This is a genomic window from Chitinophaga sp. CC14, from assembly GCF_048957795.1.
Taxonomy (GTDB): Bacteria; Bacteroidota; Bacteroidia; order Chitinophagales; family Chitinophagaceae; genus Chitinophaga; species Chitinophaga ginsengisegetis.
On the sequence record NZ_JARBFY010000003.1, the window covers coordinates 2,146,853 to 2,166,283 of the forward strand.

18 protein-coding genes and 1 tRNA gene are annotated in these 19,431 nt (G+C 46.1%); 14 read left to right on the plus strand and 5 right to left on the minus strand.

What is annotated here, in order from left to right:
- Window positions 1-3 precede the first annotated feature (3 nt).
- The 10 genes from PV783_RS18515 to PV783_RS18560 all read left to right on the plus strand — a co-directional run bounded on the left by PV783_RS18515 (window position 4) and on the right by PV783_RS18560 (window position 12,746).
- Entirely contained in the window at window positions 4-1,611 is a 1,608-nt protein-coding gene (locus PV783_RS18515; RefSeq protein WP_420989114.1) for a RagB/SusD family nutrient uptake outer membrane protein, read from the plus strand.
- A 27-nt stretch (window positions 1,612-1,638) separates the two neighbouring features.
- On the plus strand, window positions 1,639-2,763 hold the full coding sequence (locus tag PV783_RS18520; protein ID WP_420989115.1) for a SusE domain-containing protein: 1,125 nt from the start codon (window positions 1,639-1,641) through the stop codon (window positions 2,761-2,763).
- Between the two features lie 8 nt (window positions 2,764-2,771).
- Complete coding sequence (locus tag PV783_RS18525) at window positions 2,772-3,917, plus strand: glycoside hydrolase family 76 protein (protein ID WP_168771528.1); 1,146 nt, start codon at window positions 2,772-2,774, stop codon at window positions 3,915-3,917.
- Window positions 3,918-3,931: 14 nt separating this feature from the next.
- Window positions 3,932-4,999 carry a glycoside hydrolase family 76 protein gene (locus tag PV783_RS18530; RefSeq protein WP_420989116.1) on the plus strand — a complete coding sequence of 356 codons (1,068 nt, stop codon included), beginning with the start codon at window positions 3,932-3,934 and terminating at the stop codon, window positions 4,997-4,999.
- 201 nt (window positions 5,000-5,200) lie between these two features.
- Window positions 5,201-5,605, plus strand: coding sequence for a carbohydrate-binding protein (locus PV783_RS18535; RefSeq protein WP_079467584.1), 405 nt, complete (start codon window positions 5,201-5,203; stop codon window positions 5,603-5,605).
- Window positions 5,606-5,680: 75 nt separating this feature from the next.
- A tRNA-Leu gene (locus PV783_RS18540) sits at window positions 5,681-5,764 on the plus strand.
- 276 nt (window positions 5,765-6,040) lie between these two features.
- On the plus strand, window positions 6,041-6,862 hold the full coding sequence (locus tag PV783_RS18545; RefSeq protein ID WP_420989117.1) for a hypothetical protein: 822 nt from the start codon (window positions 6,041-6,043) through the stop codon (window positions 6,860-6,862).
- A gap of 215 nt (window positions 6,863-7,077) precedes the next feature.
- A complete protein-coding gene (locus tag PV783_RS18550; RefSeq protein ID WP_420989118.1) occupies window positions 7,078-8,325 on the plus strand; it encodes a DUF4157 domain-containing protein in 1,248 nt (415 codons plus the stop codon).
- Between the two features lie 152 nt (window positions 8,326-8,477).
- Window positions 8,478-10,202, plus strand: a complete 1,725-nt coding sequence (locus PV783_RS18555) for a hypothetical protein (RefSeq protein WP_420989119.1) — start codon at window positions 8,478-8,480, stop codon at window positions 10,200-10,202.
- A 159-nt stretch (window positions 10,203-10,361) separates the two neighbouring features.
- Entirely contained in the window at window positions 10,362-12,746 is a 2,385-nt protein-coding gene (locus PV783_RS18560; RefSeq protein WP_420989120.1) for an ABC transporter permease, read from the plus strand.
- A 69-nt stretch (window positions 12,747-12,815) separates the two neighbouring features.
- Here the strand turns inward: PV783_RS18560 and msrA are convergent, their stop codons facing one another.
- The 3 genes from msrA to PV783_RS18575 are packed head-to-tail and all read right to left on the minus strand — an operon-like array spanning window position 12,816 to window position 15,380.
- The gene (gene msrA, locus PV783_RS18565) at window positions 12,816-13,307 is read right to left on the minus strand and encodes a peptide-methionine (S)-S-oxide reductase MsrA (protein WP_079467563.1); all 492 of its coding nucleotides are present in this window, start codon (window positions 13,305-13,307) and stop codon (window positions 12,816-12,818) included.
- A gap of 33 nt (window positions 13,308-13,340) precedes the next feature.
- Entirely contained in the window at window positions 13,341-14,498 is a 1,158-nt protein-coding gene (locus PV783_RS18570) for an acyltransferase family protein (protein ID WP_420989121.1), read from the minus strand.
- Between the two features lie 39 nt (window positions 14,499-14,537).
- Window positions 14,538-15,380, minus strand: coding sequence for a hypothetical protein (locus tag PV783_RS18575; protein WP_420989122.1), 843 nt, complete (start codon window positions 15,378-15,380; stop codon window positions 14,538-14,540).
- Window positions 15,381-15,485: 105 nt separating this feature from the next.
- On the opposite strand from PV783_RS18575, the gene PV783_RS18580 reads away from it, so the two are divergent.
- The 4 genes from PV783_RS18580 (at window position 15,486) to PV783_RS18595 (ending at window position 17,679) form a co-directional block, all read left to right on the plus strand.
- Window positions 15,486-15,761 carry a hypothetical protein gene (locus tag PV783_RS18580; RefSeq protein ID WP_111580420.1) on the plus strand — a complete coding sequence of 92 codons (276 nt, stop codon included), beginning with the start codon at window positions 15,486-15,488 and terminating at the stop codon, window positions 15,759-15,761.
- Between the two features lie 19 nt (window positions 15,762-15,780).
- Window positions 15,781-16,293 (plus strand): hypothetical protein, encoded by a 513-nt coding sequence (locus tag PV783_RS18585; protein WP_420989123.1) that lies wholly within the window; start codon window positions 15,781-15,783, stop codon window positions 16,291-16,293.
- 64 nt (window positions 16,294-16,357) lie between these two features.
- Window positions 16,358-16,690: a hypothetical protein gene (locus PV783_RS18590; protein WP_420989124.1), complete on the plus strand. Its 333-nt coding sequence runs from the start codon at window positions 16,358-16,360 to the stop codon at window positions 16,688-16,690.
- A gap of 290 nt (window positions 16,691-16,980) precedes the next feature.
- The gene (locus tag PV783_RS18595) at window positions 16,981-17,679 is read left to right on the plus strand and encodes a hypothetical protein (RefSeq protein ID WP_420989125.1); all 699 of its coding nucleotides are present in this window, start codon (window positions 16,981-16,983) and stop codon (window positions 17,677-17,679) included.
- A 5-nt stretch (window positions 17,680-17,684) separates the two neighbouring features.
- Here the strand turns inward: PV783_RS18595 and PV783_RS18600 are convergent, their stop codons facing one another.
- Together PV783_RS18600 and PV783_RS18605 are read right to left on the minus strand one after the other, a co-directional pair.
- Window positions 17,685-18,401, minus strand: coding sequence for a LytR/AlgR family response regulator transcription factor (locus PV783_RS18600; RefSeq protein WP_420989126.1), 717 nt, complete (start codon window positions 18,399-18,401; stop codon window positions 17,685-17,687).
- Complete coding sequence (locus PV783_RS18605; protein ID WP_111580416.1) at window positions 18,401-19,426, minus strand: sensor histidine kinase; 1,026 nt, start codon at window positions 19,424-19,426, stop codon at window positions 18,401-18,403. The genes PV783_RS18600 and PV783_RS18605 overlap by 1 nt, the downstream gene beginning before the upstream one ends.
- Window positions 19,427-19,431 lie beyond the last annotated feature (5 nt).

The following is a 19,431-nucleotide window of genomic DNA, read 5'->3' on the forward strand; positions in this document are numbered from 1 at the left end:
TGTATGAAGAAATTAGTTTTATCAATATTAGTGGCCGGCACCTTATTCAGTTGCCGTAAACTGGATCAGCCGATCACCCGGGAGTTTACTGAAACTGCCTACTGGCGTGATTCACAGGATGCCCTCGACGCATTGATTGCCTGTTATGAACATCTTTCAAAAGATGATTATTATTTTGGAGATGAAGCGCTGAGTGATAATGCGTATAACAGCGGCGGCGGGCTGATCAACGTAAACGCTATTGCCAACGGCGGTTATGACGGCGCCAATGGCCGTGTATCGGATACATGGTCTTATTATTACACTACTATTCGTAGGTGCAATACCGTTACCACCAACATCGACCGGGTACCAAACATGGATGCTACGCTGAAAGCCCGTATCCTGGCAGAAACCCGCTTTATCCGTGCATACGCTTACTTCCAGCTCACTGCCTGGTATGGGGATGTACCTTTTTATACAGACCTTATCACCATTGATGCTTCCCGCACCATTGCACGTACCGATAAGAACACCATCCAGGAGTTTATATTAACGGAGCTGGCGGATATCCAGAAAGACCTGCCCACTAATGCGCAGCAGTCGCAGAACGACCGTGGCCGTATTACCCGTGGCGCAGCAATAGCCATGAGCGCCCGTGTACACCTGTTCCGCAGCGAATGGGCAGCCGTGGTAACAGATTGTGAAAAGCTGATCGGTAAAACAGAGAATGGTACCTATGCTTTGTTTGGTAACTACAGCAACCTGTTTACTGTAGCCAATGAATACAATAGTGAAGTGATCCTGGATCTGCAATATGGCGGTGGCAGAACATACGACAAGCAACGTTCCTTTATGCCGCAAACCATTGCTGCGTTGAGAAGTGTGCTGGTGCCTACGCAGGACCTGGTGAATGATTACATCATGACCAACGGTAAAGCTATAGGTGAAGCCGGTTCCGGTTATAATGAGAACACGCCGTATATCAACAGGGACCCGCGTTTTGAGGCTACTATCCTGCATCATGGATCTAAAGTAATAGATTTTGCAGGAGCCGAACAAACCATTCTTACACAACCGGGTTCTGTGCCTGCTACCAATACGGTAGATGATCAGGGTGCTTCTCCCACCGGTTATTACTTCTATAAATACTACGACCGCGCAGCTACCAACTACGCTTCGGGATTAAACCTGGTCATGATCCGTTATGCCGATGTACTGCTGATGTATGCAGAAGCAAAGAATGAGCTGGGGCAGATGAATGCGGCCGTATGGAATCAAACCATTCAGCCTATCCGTGTGCGTGCCGGCTTTAACGATGCAGGCGCCACCCAGTTTAATGCAGCGCTTAACCAGGATCAGCAACGTTTGGTGATCCGCAGGGAAAGAAGATCCGAGCTGGCGTTTGAAGGACTGCGGGTTTATGATATACGCCGTTGGAAAACCGCCGATGTAGTAATGAACAGACCGGTAAGAGGCATCAAAGTAACTTCCGGCGCTTTCAATAAAGATCCGAACGGTTACATCATCGTGGAAAACAGGTTGTTTACAAATCCAAAGCATTACCTGTGGCCGGTACCAACCGTAGAACGCGATCAGAATAAAAATCTTTCACAAAATCAAGACTGGTAATATCCTTCCACCTAAAACTGTAATAACATGCAAAAATATCTGATCATCATACTGAGTGTTTTATTCTTTAGTTGTAAGAAAGACGATTATTCACTCAACACCAATATGCAGCCGGTGCCGAAACTCACTGCCCCGCTGGACAACAAGTATATCAAGCTGCAGCCTACTACCAGCGCCACCGTGAGCTTTGAATGGGATCAGGCGCGTGCGGAAGATGGTTCCCTTGTGCAGTATGAAGTAGCGTTTGATAAAGCAGGCGGCGATTTCTCTTCACCTGTAGCAAAATTTTCCTCTGACGGAGGGGGCGTACAGAACAAGCTGACCTTGTCGCATAAAGACCTGAACAGCGTAGCGGGTAAAGCGGGCATTGCTTCCCTGGCTACCGGTAAACTGATATGGACCGTGCTGGCATCCAAAGGATATAATATCCAGAAGGCCGCCGAAACAAAAACCATTGAAGTAGAAAGACCCAACGGTTTTGCGGAGATCCCTACAGATGTGTACCTCACCGGTGAAGCCACCGAAGCGGGCGCTGACCTGTCGAAAGCCCTGAAGCTGAAATCCACTGCTCCGGGGGTATACGAAATTTATACATCTCTCAAAAACGGTAAATATCATTTCACCAGCAGGAACACCGGTACGCCGGATGTTTATTCCATTGCCGGTACAGCTGTAAAAGAAGGTGGTGAAAGTGAACAGACCGCAGGTACCAAAGTGTATCGGGTGCGCCTGGATTTCAATAACGCCGCTGCAACTGTAACCGAAATAGGTACTATTGGTCTTTGGTTTGCGCCATTGAATAAATTTTTATTCGAGATCAATTACGCCGGTGGCGGCACCTGGAAAATCCAGAGCCAGCTGATCACGTTTAAACAGGAGTCATGGGGCCGTGATGAGCGTTACAAATTCCGTATCAACGTGAAAGACAGTGATGGCAATGCCGGTGAAGAGTGGATAGGAAGTTCCAATGCAGATAACAACCGTCCGACTTCCGCTACGCCACTGAGTTTCTGGGAACTGCGTCCTATCACCAATAATGACCAGTGGAACTACTGTTACAAGTTTGCAACAGAAGCGGACATGAAGAATTGTGATGTGAACCTGTACTTCACCACGGATAAAAATTACACCCACGAAATCATCGTAAAATAATGACTGCTATGAAGCTGATACGATATTCCCTTTTGATGCTCTCCCTGGCCTTCACTGCATGTTTGAAAGAACCGGTGGATGATGGCCCGGGCCCGGGAGCCAACAAGGCACGTTATGTTTTCGATTGGGCGCAGATAGGGGATTCCTCTTTACAGGGGCTCACCAGCAATTTCTGGAACCAGGAAAAATACTTTAACGCCAACAATGCAGGCGGTACTACCTTTAACTACTGGCCCAATGCACATGCACTGGACGTACTAACGGACGCCTATATACGTAAAAATGACCCGGCCATCAAAGCCCGTATGGATGATTTGCTGGCGGGCATGAAAACAAAGAACGGCGGCACTTATATCAACCATTTCTATGATGATATGGAGTGGATGAACCTTGCCTGTTTACGCGCCTTTGAAGCTACCGGTGATACTAAATATAAAGATGTGGCCGTGTTGCTGTGGAACGATATTAAAGGTGGCTGGGACGATGTGTGGGGTGGTGGCATCCACTGGAACAAGGATAAATCAAAGAACTATAAGAACACGCCCGCCAATGCGCCGGCGTGTATTATTGCCTGCCGGATGTACGGTCTTACGCAGAACCCGGATGATATTGCCTGGGCCAAAAAGATCTACGACTGGCAGAAAGCCACGCTGGTAGACCCGGTGACCGGTCTTGTATGGGACGGCATTAACCAGGACGGCAGCGGACAGGTAACCAAAAACTGGAACTTCACCTATAACCAGGGGGTGTTTATTGGGGCAGGCGTGGAGCTGTATAAACTCACCGGTCAGAACGTGTACATCAATGATGCGTTGAAAACCGCCAACAACGCCTTAGCCGGAGGATTTACCAATGCCAATATCCTGAAAGATGAAGGCGGCGGAGATGGCGGCTTGTTCAAAGGGGTACTGGTGCGTTACCTGATGTTGCTCATCACAGATGGCAGCATCAGCAGCACAGATGTAGCAAAGTATGCTGCATTCCTGCAGCTGAATGCAGAAACCTTGTGGCTGAAAGGCACTACGCGTCCGCAGGTATTATTTAACAAGAACTGGACTACCACAGCCACCAGCAGCGATCTGACCACCCAGCTGAGCGGCGCCATGCTCATAGAAGCGGCGGTGAAGCTGAAGAGCATGGGACTGATGAAGTAATGAAAATGATAGAGATGAGGAGAAGAATAGTGAGGATTACCTTTTGGTGTTTGCTGTCTGCCGGCAGCGTATTTGCCCAAAGCAACAAGCAGAAGGCAGAGATACTGCAGCAGGCAGTGAACAAATATTTGTATGAGCGCAAAACCGGGTTGTACATTCAAACCAGCGACCGTACAAAGAATCATAATCCGCATGCCGACCTGTGGGGCCTTTGCGGGCTGATACAGGCCACCAATGAAATGGAACGGATCCATCCCGGCAAAACCTATATGGCGCCGGTGGTGGGGGCTATTAACCAGTATTATGATGCCATTCCGCCCGCGCCGGGATACGCCTCTTACGTAGTGAAGGAAAGGCGCGAGGACCGTTACTACGACGATAACCAGTGGATTGGTATTGCCTACCTCGACGCCTATGCGCGTACCAGGAAGAAATGGTACCTGCAAAAAGGAGAGGAGATCTACCGTTTTATGATGACAGGTTATGATACCGTTAGCGGCGGCGGTTTATATTGGAAAGAAAGGGACATCACCACAAAGAATACCTGCTCCAACGGACCGGCTATTTTGCTGGCGCTGCAATTGTATGATGCCGTTCATAAGCAAACTTACCTGGATACAGCCTTGCTGTTATACAATTGGGTAAACAGGTATCTGCGCGATGAAGACGGCGTATATTGGGATGCTATAAAACCGGCAGAAAATAACCGTATTGATTCCGCGGTATATACTTACAATGCCGGCGTTATGCTGGAAGCCAATGTAAAGCTGTATCGTATTACAAAGCATACGCAGTATTTAAAAGAGGCCCGTCATATTGCGGAAGGCAGCTACCGGCGCTTTTTCAGGAACGGACGGTTTCCTTCATCGTACTGGTTTAATGCCGTGTTGCTGCGGGGATATGAGGCGTTGTACAAGACAGATAACAATCCGAAGTATATCCGTGCCATGCAGGAGTATGCCGATAAGGTATGGGAGCAGGACCGGAACGGCAGCAACAACCTGCTGGGCAACCGTCCAGAGAAGGAGTTGCTGGGCCAGGCGGGCATGATGGAAATTTACGCCCGGCTGGCAGGTATATAGCCCTGTACAATAGAGAATTTACGCCCGTAACAATCGTTGTTACGGGCTTTTTTGTGGGTATAGACTGACCAGCCCAGGTTATTATTTTGCTATAATATTACATAATTCCTTAATTTAGGATTTTTATTATTAATTTATCACCGGGAAAATTCATTCCTGGTCATCAAAAAAAAAGAGAAGAAGACAACCTATCCTATCCTTATGAGGCTGATGTTATTGCTGCTTTTTGCTTTCGTGCCGGTATCTGTTATGGGACAGACGGTGGCGCCGGCGGCTAAAAAGGGGAATCGTGCAACGGAATTCCAGATGAAGGAGGGCAGTTATCTCAGCTTTGCCCAGGTAAATTTAAGTCTTGGTGAAATAGGCTTCCGCGTGGAAGTGGCATCGGAGCACAAAAAGAGCAATGCCCGGCTCGAGTTCCGGATAGATAAACCCAAAGGTAAAATTATTGGCACCCTTGATATTCCTTATACAGGAGACAGCACTTATGCGTTGAAGTTAACGGGTAACCTGCGTCATGCCGAGGGTGTGCATGATCTGTACCTGGTGGCGAAGGGTGGGATGCCTTTCAGCATTACGGCATTTGGTTTTATTTTTAATTATTAGTGTAGGCGTTCGCGTTATTTTTTTGGAAAATTAAAATAGCTGCTTATCTTTGCGCTCCCTGACACAATATCAGTTGCCCAGATGGCGAAATTGGTAGACGCACTGTGTTCAGGTCGCAGCGCCTGCAAGGGTGTGCTGGTTCGAATCCAGTTCTGGGCACGAGATGGACAAACTTAGGTTTGTCCATTTTTATTTTCGGAACAGCCCGCTCCCATGCTATATATCAGCTTAACGGCTTCCGTCAGAAACGAGTTTTTCGGGGAAAATCGAACCAATAATCTGTCGCTTCTTCTTCACATCTCCATCTTTATAAAGCTGGTCAAGGGTTACAAGGGATTTTACCGCATTATAGTAATCCTCAACAATTGATGTATTTTGGATGTTAGAAAAGCGCACAGTTATATAATGTCATATTGCCTATATGAAAAGAAAAATATGAGAAGAGCCCCGATTTCAATCTTTCAGATAGCTGTTTGTCTGGTATTTATAATGGGAACGTTGTTGGCGTGTAATCCATTTCCTAAAAAGGATACGCATCCCGAAGTTCCATTCCTGGCGGATCTGGTAAAAGACACAACGAAATTTACAAAGGTACTCGGTTTGGAACATCTCTCCGAAATAGCTTTCCTAAAAGACGACAGGATATTATTGAAGCCAGACGACAGCCATCTTCCCTTTAAAATTATCGACATTCATGGAACAGTGATCATAGAGAAGATTTTTGACTGGAAATTGCCATTTCATCTTGATCAGCAAGGAAATTTGTACTTCAATAGAGAAAAATACGATTATCCGGACTATAAAAGACATGCCTATTTTACAACGGTTGTTTTTAAAGATAGTATTGATAAAAAATCGGAGGCTTTGGATTCAAAGTTTGCAGACAGCATAAAGTTTAAGATGCTGGATGACTATGAAATTAAGCTATTAAAATCCTACGGGTTGAAGCCATGTGGATACCAGGTCGACAGAGAAAAATGTAATGTGTTTGAAGTGAAGAATAACGCATTGCTCGTCAGACAAGATGACCTGTATAAAAATGACTTTGCTAAATTACCGGTAGTGCCGGAAACGTTCGATGACGCTATATTGGTCCGGTGGCAAAATTCGAGGATCGCTTATCCTGTTTATTTGGTATACTATCAGATGGGTAAACATAAGTTTAAGTGCGAGGATATGACGATACCTAATGTGATTAAGTTAAAAGGTCAAAATTATTTATTCAGCTATGCCGTCGGACTTTTCTTAATCAAATAGTAAGATATGATCCCATGTTCAGTATCTTATGTGCAGAGAGTAGACGGCAACAAGTAGAGCTATTGGAAATGCACAAGGATGGGATCGTGGTCGCGGAATATTGGACGAACTACCTCCCTCAGTCACGTTCTCCTATTCCCCCTTTTTTCTCTGAATTTTTAGTAACTTCCCTAAAGATGAACCCCAAAATCCATTAACATTTAATCTACCCCAAAATGTTTTCTAAAGTACCCAATCAATCACCAGGGACTGTACACCCACAGCCTACCCCTTTTTTCAGTGCTAAAAACGATCACCTGCAATCTGTGAAACCTGCCTTTTTTCAGCCCCGGCTAAAGGTCGGACAACCAGATACCCCGCTGGAAAAAGAGGCCGACGCGGTAGCCGATGCCGTTACTCAGCCTGCCGCTATGAACCTCAAAGTAAATGGTGGCCACAGCACATCCCTGCAACGAAAATGTAAGGCATGCGAACATGAAGAAGAGCTGAGCCGCAAAGAGATCGGCGGCGCGGAAGCCGCTGCTCCATCCACAGACATGATAAATGAAGTGATTTCCACTGGCGGGCAGCCACTGAATAACACCATCCAGCGGCAAATGTCACAGAAAATAGGCTACGACTTTAGCAATGTAGTGCTGCATACAGATAATAAAGCTGCGCAGTCGGCGGAAGCTGTCAACGCCCGGGCCTACACGCTGGGCAATCATGTTGTATTCAATGAACAGGAATACAACCCTCATTCCCGGGAAGGACAACATTTACTGGCGCATGAGCTTACGCATGTAGTGCAGCAAAACGTCACAGCACCGGCCACGGTACAACGCCAAATCGCCGGTACGCCGGGCGGGCCGGATCCCTGCTTTAATTTGCTCCAGGAGATCATTGCTTTGCTGGATGAAGTTGCACACCGTATTATGGACGCTGAAAACGACCCTCATGGCCTCTTTGGCAGGAGTACCCCACATCCCGATTATGGAAGCTGGGATGGGCACCGCGACCGTTTTAATTATGACCGTGGCCGCCTGCGCACCAAACTGGGAGAATGGGATATCAACGACAGGTGCCGGGGCTATCAGTTAACCAGGGAGCAAGCGCAGGATCTTGCTGAAGCAAGGGAATTTGCTGAAAGAGAGTTTCCCTCAAGGCCGCTCCCTGCTATGCGCCGGGAAGGAGCGCCCGTAACGGCCTCACCAAGCCCCGACACAAGCCCGGAATTACGGCAACGGGTAGAGCGATTCCTGATCAATATCGGCATCCCGGCCTTCGCTCTTGGAGGAATGGTTGTATTAGTGATGGCTGCTTTAGCAGACCCCGAGCCTGTATCCAAATTAGGACTGATCATCGGCACCGCAAGTGCCGCGGCCTTATTAATATTCCTGGGTGGAGATTCATCCTCCTCCGCATCCGGAGGCCCTGTTGCCAGCGAAGATCATGCAACCACAGACGATAGCGCCGCTGCATAAACATACCCACGAAATTACAGCGGGTGTATCTGAACATTGATACACCCGCTTCTCCCTTTATCACTATTTTTTATGTAAATTAGTAATCAGCGACAGGCTTATACCCCGATATTTTCCATTACCCCCAAGTATGTTTACAATTTAATTCCTTTATGAAAAATTTATATGTAGTATCTGTTATTTCAGGCTGCCTGATGGCCTGCAATCACGGACGCCCGATCAAAGAGGTAAAAAGCATGGCGAATACCATTGCTTGTGTAGTTCCTGCCACCACTGACAAAGAATGGTATACATCCGGAAAGAAAGCGCCGCTGTTTGATGGATTGCAAGGTATTCATTTCACGATTTCAACACCCGTGAAAGCAGCACAGGTTTATTTTAACCAGGGAATGATGCTGTCCTATGGATTTAACCATGCAGAAGCAGCCCGTTCTTTCTTTGAAGCTACCCGGCTGGATTCAACTTGTGCCATGGCGTACTGGGGCCTTGCGTATGTACTGGGACCCAATTACAATGCCGGCATGGAATCCGATAATTTTCAGCGCGCTTACGAAGCAGTTGTGAAGGCAAAGGCGCTTTCCCATCAAAGCAGCTCAAAAGAGCAGGCCCTCATTGCCGCTTTGACCACCAGGTACGTTAAAGAGCCACCGGCTGATCGTAGCGCCCTGGACAGTGCCTATGCAGCAGCCATGAAAAAAGTGTATACGCGATTTCCCGATGATCCGGATATCGGTGCTTTATACGCAGAGGCGATGATGAACCTGCATCCCTGGGATTTGTATGAAAAAAGAACACAAGCGCCCAAAGCATGGACCCCCGCGATAGTAGCGGTACTGGAACACCTGATGAAACTTCACCCCACTCATCCCGGCGCGCATCACTTTTATATTCATGCAATGGAAGCCTCTTCGCAGCCGGAAAAAGCTTTACATAGTGCAAAATTACTGGATACGCTGGTGCCCGGCGCCGGACATTTGTTACACATGCCTTCACATGTCTATATCCGTACCGGCGATTATCATGAAGGTTCACTGTCAAATATCCGCGCTTTGGCAACAGATAGTGTGTATACAATTGCATGTCATGCACAGGGCGCTTACCCTTTGGCGTACTACCCGCATAATTATCACTTTCTGGCGGCTACTGCCACACTGGAAGGCCATTCCACACTGGCCTGGCAAACCGCTGTCAGGTTACAGCAACATACCTCCGAAGAGATTATGGGCATGCCAGGCTGGGGCACTTTGCAGCACTACTATACCATCCCGTTTTATATTGCCGCGAAGTTATCGATGTGGGATACCATACTGGCGCTTCCATCGCCGGAAAATAACCTGGTGTATCCCCGGGCCATCTGGCATTACGCAAAAGGACTGGCTTTTTTGGGCAGGCATGAGGTAACAAAGGCCCAAAAAGAACTGGATAGCCTGCATGTACTTGCTGCTGATACCATCCTGCGAAGTCTGACGATCTGGAATATCAATACTTCGGCCGACCTGGTACAAATTGCCGGAAAGGTGCTGGCTGCGGGCATCGCAGTTCAGCAACAGTCATTCGACACAGCTATTTCATTGTTAAAAGAGGCCGTGGCTATGGAAGACCACCTCAATTACAACGAGCCGCCAGACTGGTTCTTCTCCGTGCGGCATCATTTAGGCGCTGTGTTGCTCAAAGCAGGACAATACCGGCAGGCAGAGATAGTTTACCGGAAAGACCTGGAAATATGGAGGAAAAATGGATGGGCATTGATCGGTTTACATAATGCGCTGGTTTTGCAGAAGAGAAATGAGGAGGCGAAAGAAGTATTAGCTGCATTTGAATCCGCCTGGCAATATGCAGATGTAAAAATTAATTCATCGTCCAATATAGCCCCGTAGGAACCTTTCATCTCCTGCCTGATTGTTGCGGTGTCCATTTTCAGACACCCGTGTTCGTATCCGGACAGATACATGAAAACAAAATATTCATAGAATGTCTCCCAGTAAGTATTACAGGAATGGCAGCATTATTGTTTTTCAACGGTAAATCAGTTAGCCATGTTAAGAAATCATACCAAGGTTGCCTGGAGAAACCTTTTGAAGAACAAAACGTTTTCGTTCATCAATATCGTGGGACTATCTACCGGTATGGCGGTAGCCCTGCTGATCGGTTTGTGGATACATGATGAGCTGACATTCAGTAAGAATCACGCGAATTACGACCGTATTGTGGCGGTGATGCAGCATCAAACCTTTAATGGGGTGGTAGGTACCCAAACGGCTAACCCTTATCTGCTGGGAGAAGAGATCCGGGATAAATACGGCAGCGATTTCAAGTATGTTGTAATGGCTTCGTGGGAAAATAAGCATGTACTGGCTTATAATAACAATGCTGTTTCCAAAACAGGGAATTATTTTGAACCGGATTTTCCGGAGATGCTTACGCTTAAAATGCTGAAGGGCACCCGTGGCGGGTTGAAGGATCCGGCTTCCATCCTGTTGTCTGCGTCTACGGCAAAGGCATTGTTCGGGGAGATGGATCCAACCGATAAGCTGGTGAAAATGGATAACGGAACAGCCGTGAAAGTGACCGGGGTGTATGAAGATCTTCCGTACAACTCTGCCTTCAGGAACCTGGATTTTATGGCGCCGTGGGCATTATACCTGAGCAACCAGCCCTGGATCAGGGAAATGGAAAACCCCTGGCGGTCTAATTTCACGCAAACCTATGCACAGCTTGCTGATCATGCGGACCTCGAAAAAGTATCCGCCAAAATAAAAGATGTGAAACTGCGCAAAGTACGTGCAGCAGACGCTGCTTTTAAACCGGAGGTTTTTCTTCATCCCATGAGCAAGTGGCATTTATATGCTGATTGGGAGAACGGAAAGAATATTGGTGGCAGGATCCAGTTTGTATGGCTTTTCGGGATTATTGGCGTATTTGTGCTGTTGCTGGCGTGTATCAACTTTATGAACCTGAGCACCGCCCGTTCTGAAAGGAGGGCCAAAGAAGTGGGCATCCGCAAGGCGGTAGGTTCCCTCCGTGGTCAGCTGATCATGCAGTTCTTCAGCGAATCCCTCCTGCTGGCTGCGATCGGTTTTGTAGGATCGCTGGTGCTGGTACAGGCCGGATTGCAGGTATTTAACGATGTAGCCGATAAGAAGGTAAGCATCCCCTTTGGCAGCCCGGTATTCTGGCTGGTTAGTTTTGCTGTTACGCTGTTCACCGGTTTAATTGCGGGCAGTTACCCGGCGTTATATCTTTCTTCCTTTGAACCGGTAAAAGTACTGAAAGGTACTTTCCGTGCCGGACGCTATGCTGCCATTCCGCGGAAAGCCCTTGTGGTGATACAGTTTACCGTATCGGTGATCCTTATTATCGGGACAATTGTAGTATTCAGGCAGATCCATTTCGCTAAAAACCGGCCCACCGCTTATAGCCGTGAGGGATTGCTCCTTATCCCGGTGTCTACATCGGCATTGAAAGACCATTTCGAGCTTATCAGGAATGAGTTGGTGGCATCAGGTGCTATTACGGAGATGTCTTATTCTTCCGCGCCTACAACAGATGTGGATGCAATCAACAATGGATATACCTGGAAAGGCATGGCGCCGGGAGCGCAGGGAAATTTTGGAGCGATAAGTGTTACGCATGATTTCGGAAAAACGATTAACTGGCAGATCATTTCAGGGCGCGACTTTTCAAGGGATTTTGCTTCCGATACCACTGCTATGATCCTGAATGAATCGGCTGTTAAGTTCATGGGCCTTAAAGATCCCATAGGAGAAATTGTAAAAAAAGATGGTCAGCCTTTTACGGTGATTGGCGTGATAAAAGATATGGTGATGCAGTCGCCGTATAAGCCGGTTTTTCGCACTGTTTTTACATTGGATTACAACGCGGCGAATGTAATCACGGCCAGGATAAATCCTGCTAAACAAACGGCTGATGCACTTGGCCGGATCGAGACCGTTTTTAGAAAGTATAACCCGGGTATTCCTTTTGTTTACAGGTTTGTGGATGATGAGTATGCCGCTAAATTTGATGCAGAACAACGCATCGGTAAATTGTCGAGCTTCTTCGCTGTGCTGGCGGTGTTCATCAGTTGCCTGGGGCTTTTTGGCATGGCGTCTTTCATGGCAGAGCAACGGGTAAAAGAGATAGGTGTGCGGAAAGTAATGGGGGCCTCCGTTTTCAATTTATGGCGTTTAATGACGAAGGACTTTATTCTGCTGGTTGTTATTGCTTTGGTGATAGCGGTGCCGGTGGCTTGTTATTTTATGAATAGTTGGTTGCAGCGTTACGAATACCGCACGGAAATATCCTGGTGGATCATTGTGGCAGCTTCTGTGGGAGCGCTGTTAATCGCCTTGCTGACGGTGAGCTACCAGTCGGTGAAGGCGGCGCTGATGAACCCTGTGAAGTCGCTGAGATCAGAATAGCGAACATTGTTTATCTCTCTGTATAAAAAAAGGAGAAAATGAAGTTGATTCATTTTCTCCTTTTTTATGTTAGTTTATTTTCCATTCGGGCCGCACAAAGTGACAGGTGTACCCATGCGGGTGCTTTTGGAGATAGTCCTGGTGTTCTTCCTCGGCGTTCCAGAAGGCAGTTGCGGGTACCACTTCCGTTACAATTGGCCCGGGCCATTTACCGGAGGCATTCAGTTCCGCAATTAGCTCATTGGCAGTTTCGTGCTGTGCTTCGTTCCGGTAAAAGATGGCGGAGCGGTAAGAAGTACCTATATCGTTGCCCTGCCTGTTCCGGGTGGTAGGATCATGGATCTGGAAGAAAAATTCCAGAAGGGAACGGTATGATAGTACTGCTGAATTAAAGGTAACTTCAATGCCTTCCGCATGTGTGCCATGATTCCGGTAGGTGGCGTTTTGAACATCGCCGCCGGTGTATCCCACTACTGTAGAGATCACGCCCGGAAGCTGGCGGATCAGTTCTTCCACACCCCAGAAACAGCCACCGGCAAGAATCGCTTTTTCAATATTCATATGTCTTTCCTCTTTTAATTACGTGAAGTTAAGTTAAGCTGCTGAATCCTTTGTGAGAAGCGCCACATTTTTATGGGCGGTGCTTTTTCGTTTGTTCAGTACACGTTGCCGGAGTTGCAGGAATGGCGCTTCTACTGCTTTATTTAGTATGAGCGCGGCCAGCACGGCTACGAGCAGGCATAGCACCAGCATTAGGTTGCCCTTTGGAGCAATACCTGTTTGAGCCAGCAGGGGTTGCACCAGGTGTATCACGCCTTTGTGCGATAAGTAAAGTGCAAACGACAGTTTGGCTATTAACGCGGTAACGCGGCTGTTGTACCGGTACAGTATACACGACGGACTTACCGCTGCCACCACCATCAATCCATAACCGGCTGCCACCAGCGGGTAGCCGAATATGGATGCATGAAAGCTCTGCTGGTCGTCGCACAGGAACCAGGCGCCCGTAAGAACAACCAAGGATAGTAACAGGATTATATTACCACGTTGGGTAACCCATGCTTTTACAGCCGGTTTAAATGCAAACAGTGCAGCAATGGAAACACCTGCCAGCAGGCCATCCAGCCGCGTATAAGTGGGGTAGTACATGTGACGGTACCAGATGATCCAAATGTTGTCCTCGCCTGCGTGGGGAGCAATCAACGCATACCAGCAGTACAGCCGGATGCCGATGCCAAACAGAAATAATGCCGCCAGCAGGATGCCCGCTTTTCTCCATGCGTTGAAATGGATCAGGATAGCCAGTACCAGCGGGAAAAGCAGGTAAAAATGTTCCTCCACGCACAGTGACCACACATGAGAGAACGTACCATAGTTTTTTATGTCGAAGTTGAAATTCTGTGTAAACGTTAAGAATTTCCAGAGCGGTGGCAGCGCTTCCCTTTCGTGGAATGCCGGGAAAAGGAAATAGATGGCAAGTACCACCAGGTAGGCGGGAATGATCCGGAAGAAACGTTTGATAAAGAACTCCGGGAGAGAAATGCTTTTCCCGGATGCTATGTTTAGAAAGAGGGGATAGGATATCAGGTAGCCGCTTAATACAAAGAAGAGGTCTACGCCCGTCCACCCGAAGCCCATTATGTTATCCAGCCACTCCGGATGTTGGAACATGCGGTAGTGATAGAACAACACCATCAGTATTGCCAGCGACCTTAAATGATCCAGTCCGTAGAGCTTTTTAGCGTATGTCATGAAAAATGCCTGTCTGTTGATCCTTGTAAAATAATGCCTTTAAAAGAGAATAGCAATGGGTGGGGGAGCATCCGCCCCGGAATGCCCTGGCACAGGGCGAAAGGTAGGGGATGACCCGGAGTAGAGGTGGACTTGATCCGGAGTTGAATTGGTGGTGACCTGCACGTTGTTACCTGTATGCAGGTGGTAAGGTGACACCTGTTTTACACCAGCCAGGCGGTTTCCTTTGCGGGATTTCTGTTTGATTGCCGGCAGGACGACCGCTATTATATCCGCGGCCATGAACCGGCGGTTTAGTGTAGGGATGGTACCATTAAATATTCTTGCCTGGAGTGTAACCAGCAGGGTGCCTTTTCCAGGGGTAGTGGCTTCCAGTGCGGCGCCATTAAATGGCTGATCCAGATCCGCGAGCAAGGTGGCGGTGTGGCTGCCGGTTATCTGCCGTGTAACCGGATTGATACGAACGGCGATGACACTGATCTCCAGTTTGTCGCCGGCTGTTGACGGCGGCCAGGTTTGCGCGGGGATCATCAGTGCGCCACCGGAAGATAAGACGGGGAGCCGGGAGAAGAACTTATCCACGCCGGTATGACGATTGAACCGGAACCCTTCCAGCTGTTGCAGGCGGCCCTGTATCAGCGCTTTGTTGAGGCGGTTTACGAGTGTGCCATCGCGGCCAATACTTAATTGGGGAGTAATGGCCTGCCGGATCAGTTTACCCGTTCTGCTGGCGATACCGAAATTCCTTGACGACTGCCGTGTGGCGGTGGTTTGTCTTACTTCTTCGGGCATGGAACGGACGAAGTAACTTCCGTTCCTCCGGTAACCGATCAGGTTACCTAATTTCCCAGTGAATGGGAGTATTCCTGTTTGTTTTGCCATTGGGTTAACATTTTTCTTAAAAATACGAAAAAAAGGAAGTCAAATTTACAACCAGGCTGCATAGGAGGTTTATACTTATATTTACGGGTAAGGCCGTGGATAAAAATGAAAACTATTTATAAAAGGTTCTGGTTTGAATTTAAGATTGATACTGCATTTAATTTCCCTCCAGGAATAGGCATCGGTTGTGGTATAACTGCGTGTGATTATAATGATGCACTTAAAATTCTGGATGAGAAAGTGTTTCATCTTATAAAAAGACCTCCTTTTAAAAAAGTTGTTGAAAATGTTGATATAAGAACACTTAATCAGGGCTGGGTAATTCCAAACATGAAACCACCTGTGTATCGTGGTGTTTGGTTCCCACTCGGGTATGATTAAAGATGAAGATTAGGTAACAATGAATGATAAAGTAATTATTGATTATAAATATCTGATAGGAGTGAGTGCATGCCTGCGGCAGGTGGATTTGTCTATTGACAGATGTAGATGGACCAGCTGGAACGAACTGCGTACTTTTTATAAAGAAAGAACTGAAGTAGAATATTATTTTGATTTTTTCATTGAGATGTGCCAAAAACTGATGTTATATCCTCAATACCATGAATTGAGTGGCAACGCAGGTAGATTCAATTACCTTTTATCTTCGGTCTTTGGGCAGAAAAGCTTTGTAACTACTGCAGAACTTGAAACAGGTTACTATTTATTAGATGAATTTAATGGTTTGTTAAGAAACGAGTTTCCCGATCCTAAATACATTGAGATAATACGCTTAAGGGTGGCCGGCTATTACACTGGTATTTTATTCCCTAAGCTAAGGAGGAAGGATATTAATAAAATTCTTAAGATTGAGCATTATCTGCAAAATGAAAGTTTAGCAACACTTCCATTAAGCAAAATTATAGCAGGGTAAGTGTTTTATAAGATAAAAACCGCCAGGCACACTAATAATGAGGTGAAAACAATAGCAGCTTACAATGAAAAATAAGACAATAGTTGTTCCTAAAAACAAGGATGCAGAAATCGCTTTGGATTATGATAGGGCAACGCCAGAACAATTAATAGAAATGACATTAGATGAAACAATGTTTAAAGAGCTATGGGAAGCAGGCATCTTTGATCGTATAAATAATATCGCTGGTGTTAATATTGATATTTATGAAGACGAGTATATAGCAGAAATAGAGAAACTGGAGAAAGTGTTGGCTAGTGATATCTTCACTGCAAACCTTATAGATAGCGTGAAAAGAATTAAATCCCTTTTTGAAGAGGCTGTAAAGCGGGAAACAGGGATTTACTTTTATTTTTAACGTCCGGATTTCCGCAAGGGAAATCGTAAAACGGAATAGCGATATTGAGGTATGTCTATATGGGAAGGAAAATGTCATGTTACACCTTATAACCGCAGACAATTTGGAGTCTCCGAACCAGTAAAATTAAGAGATAGTCTTTCTTTACAGCCATCCAACAGGATGGCTATTTTCATTTTCACAGGTTTAAGTTTAGATGTGGCAACAAATTACTGCTTTATAATATTATCGTGAGAATATTCTCTGTTACCCTTCGTATATTGCGGTTGTAAATAAGTGAATTACAGGATATGCAGGCTCCTTACTTAATAGGACAGATAAAACCATTGACCACAGCTGAGTTTCAGCAAATAACAGCTACGGTAACATTCCCTTTACCGGTGAGCTACCGGGATTTTCTTTATACTTACGGATTGGGAGCATTCAATGAACTACTGATGATCCACCAGCCCGATGAGGCGTATATCCGGTCTAATTTCGGGGAGTATATGGATTTGTGGGAGCTGCCGGAAAGTGAAGAACCGGTGGTGTTGAACGGGTTAACGATTGCCACTACTATCGACGGGGATATCATTGCAGCCATTGACAATACCCAGTATCCTTTTATCATCCTGCCGAGACATTCCGATAAGATCTTACGGTTCGGGACCTTTGAAGAGGTTATTGATTATTACGATCACACGTATCATTTTTCGGGAGATTTGTATTTCGACAGTTACTATAACTACGAGCAGGAGAACATTACTTTCGTTAACGGACCGGCTATCGATAAAGCGTTGTTTGACAAAGTATACCGGGATTTTCTTGCAAACATACCCACCGACAAAGTTTATAATGAAGATAAACAGCCAAAGTATATTATCCAGGAGATGGGCGGCTGGGTGTACTTTGATAACATCTATAAAAGTTCGGTGAGGATTAAGTATCAGTCGCAGTACCGGCCTGTGGCTGATAAGATTATACAGTTCGTCAGGGACCGGATGGCATAGTGATATTACTTATTCTTCAGCAACCGGTTATTGACTATCTTCTCCAGTAATTCTTCCTTCTGGTATTTACTGATGGGTACTTCATGACTACCCATGTGCAGCACGTTGCCTTCGATAGCACTGATGTGATTGATGTTGATGAGATAGGATTTATGTGGTTGCAGGAACTGCCGGGCAGGCAGGCTTTCCTGTACGGATTTCAGGGTGGCATGTGTTATTATTTTTTTATCTGCCGTATAAATAGCTACATAATTGCCCAATGCTTCTGCAAATAGAATATCGTTGAATATTACTTTCTCCAGTTTATTATCTGTTTTAATAAAGAAGTAAGGTTGTTCTTTGCTGGCGTGTTGTGAGGAGAAATAATCAAACGCTTTGTTGGCAGCTTTCAGGAAGCGGTCGAATGAAATTGGTTTTACGAGATAGTCCAGTACGTCCAGCTCGAAACCCTGTATGGCATATTGCTCGTATGCGGTAGTAAAGATCACCTTTGGCGGATTGGGATAGCTTTTCAGGAATTCTATGCCGGTGATGTAAGGCATCTCGATATCCAGGAACAATAGATCAACAGGCTGTTGCTTCAGCAGGGTATTCAGCTGTATGGCATCTTCACAAACAGCCACTACATGCAGGAAAGGCGTCTTTTCAGCATAGCGTTGTAATCCATCTCCGGCGAGCGGTTCATCGTCCGTGATAATGCAGCGTATTGTTAATGGATCCATTATTGGGTAATGAGTTTTAATTCAGCCAAAAAACTATCTTCTTTAATTTGCGCGGTAAACGTGTGTTTACCGGGATACAACAGTTCCAGTCGTCTCTTCAGATTGTCCAATCCAATGCCTCCTTTTTCCTCGAAACTGATTTTATCGGGTATTGAATTTTCTACACAAAAAGATATTTCATGATCCTGTTTTTTCAGATGGATATCGATATAAAAGTTTCCTCCTACGTATTTAAAGGCATTTTCCACCAGCGGCAAAAACAGCAGCGGATATACCTGTTCATGGTGGAGGGCTTCATCAAAAAATACGTTGAGCTGCAACCTGCGCGACGATCTGATCTTCTGCAACGCAATAAAGTTCTGCAGGTATTGTATTTCATTCATCACGCTTACCATTTGTTGCTGATCATACAATTGGTAACGAAGCAGCTCTGAAAAACGTTCCACTGTTTTTTTTGCGGCGTCTACATCCATATCCATCTGGAAATATATGGTGTTTAGTGCATTAAACAAAAAATGAGGATGGTATTGCGCCCGCAGAAATTTGAGTTCCGTTTGCAGCTGGTCGTTGGTGATTTTCTCCAGCTGCAAACGGTTATTGATATATGCCTGCAGGAACGAGTTGCTTCTGCGTACCCCATAATAAATAAAGCAATATAATAAAGGAATCACATTGATGTCGATGAGGTCGAACGATTGCAGGCCGTTGTCAGTGAAGGCGGCCATTGGCGTAAACACGGCATTCTGTATAAGTTGATTGATAATGAAGACATACAACAATTCCTTCAGGATGATTTTATAGGAGAAGCCGGCCTGATTCTTTTTATCGAAATAGCGGAACAGGTGATTGAAGATCCATACAAAAAGATAGCCCATCAGTATGCTGGATGCTATTTCAATGATGTTCAGCAGTAGTGGCCGGTGCCAGAATTTCATTTCTGTAACGCTGTCCGTAAGCAGGCGGATGGTAAAATATACCAGCAGGCCATACAACGGGGGAAAGAAATATTTCCAGAATATTTTCATTATAA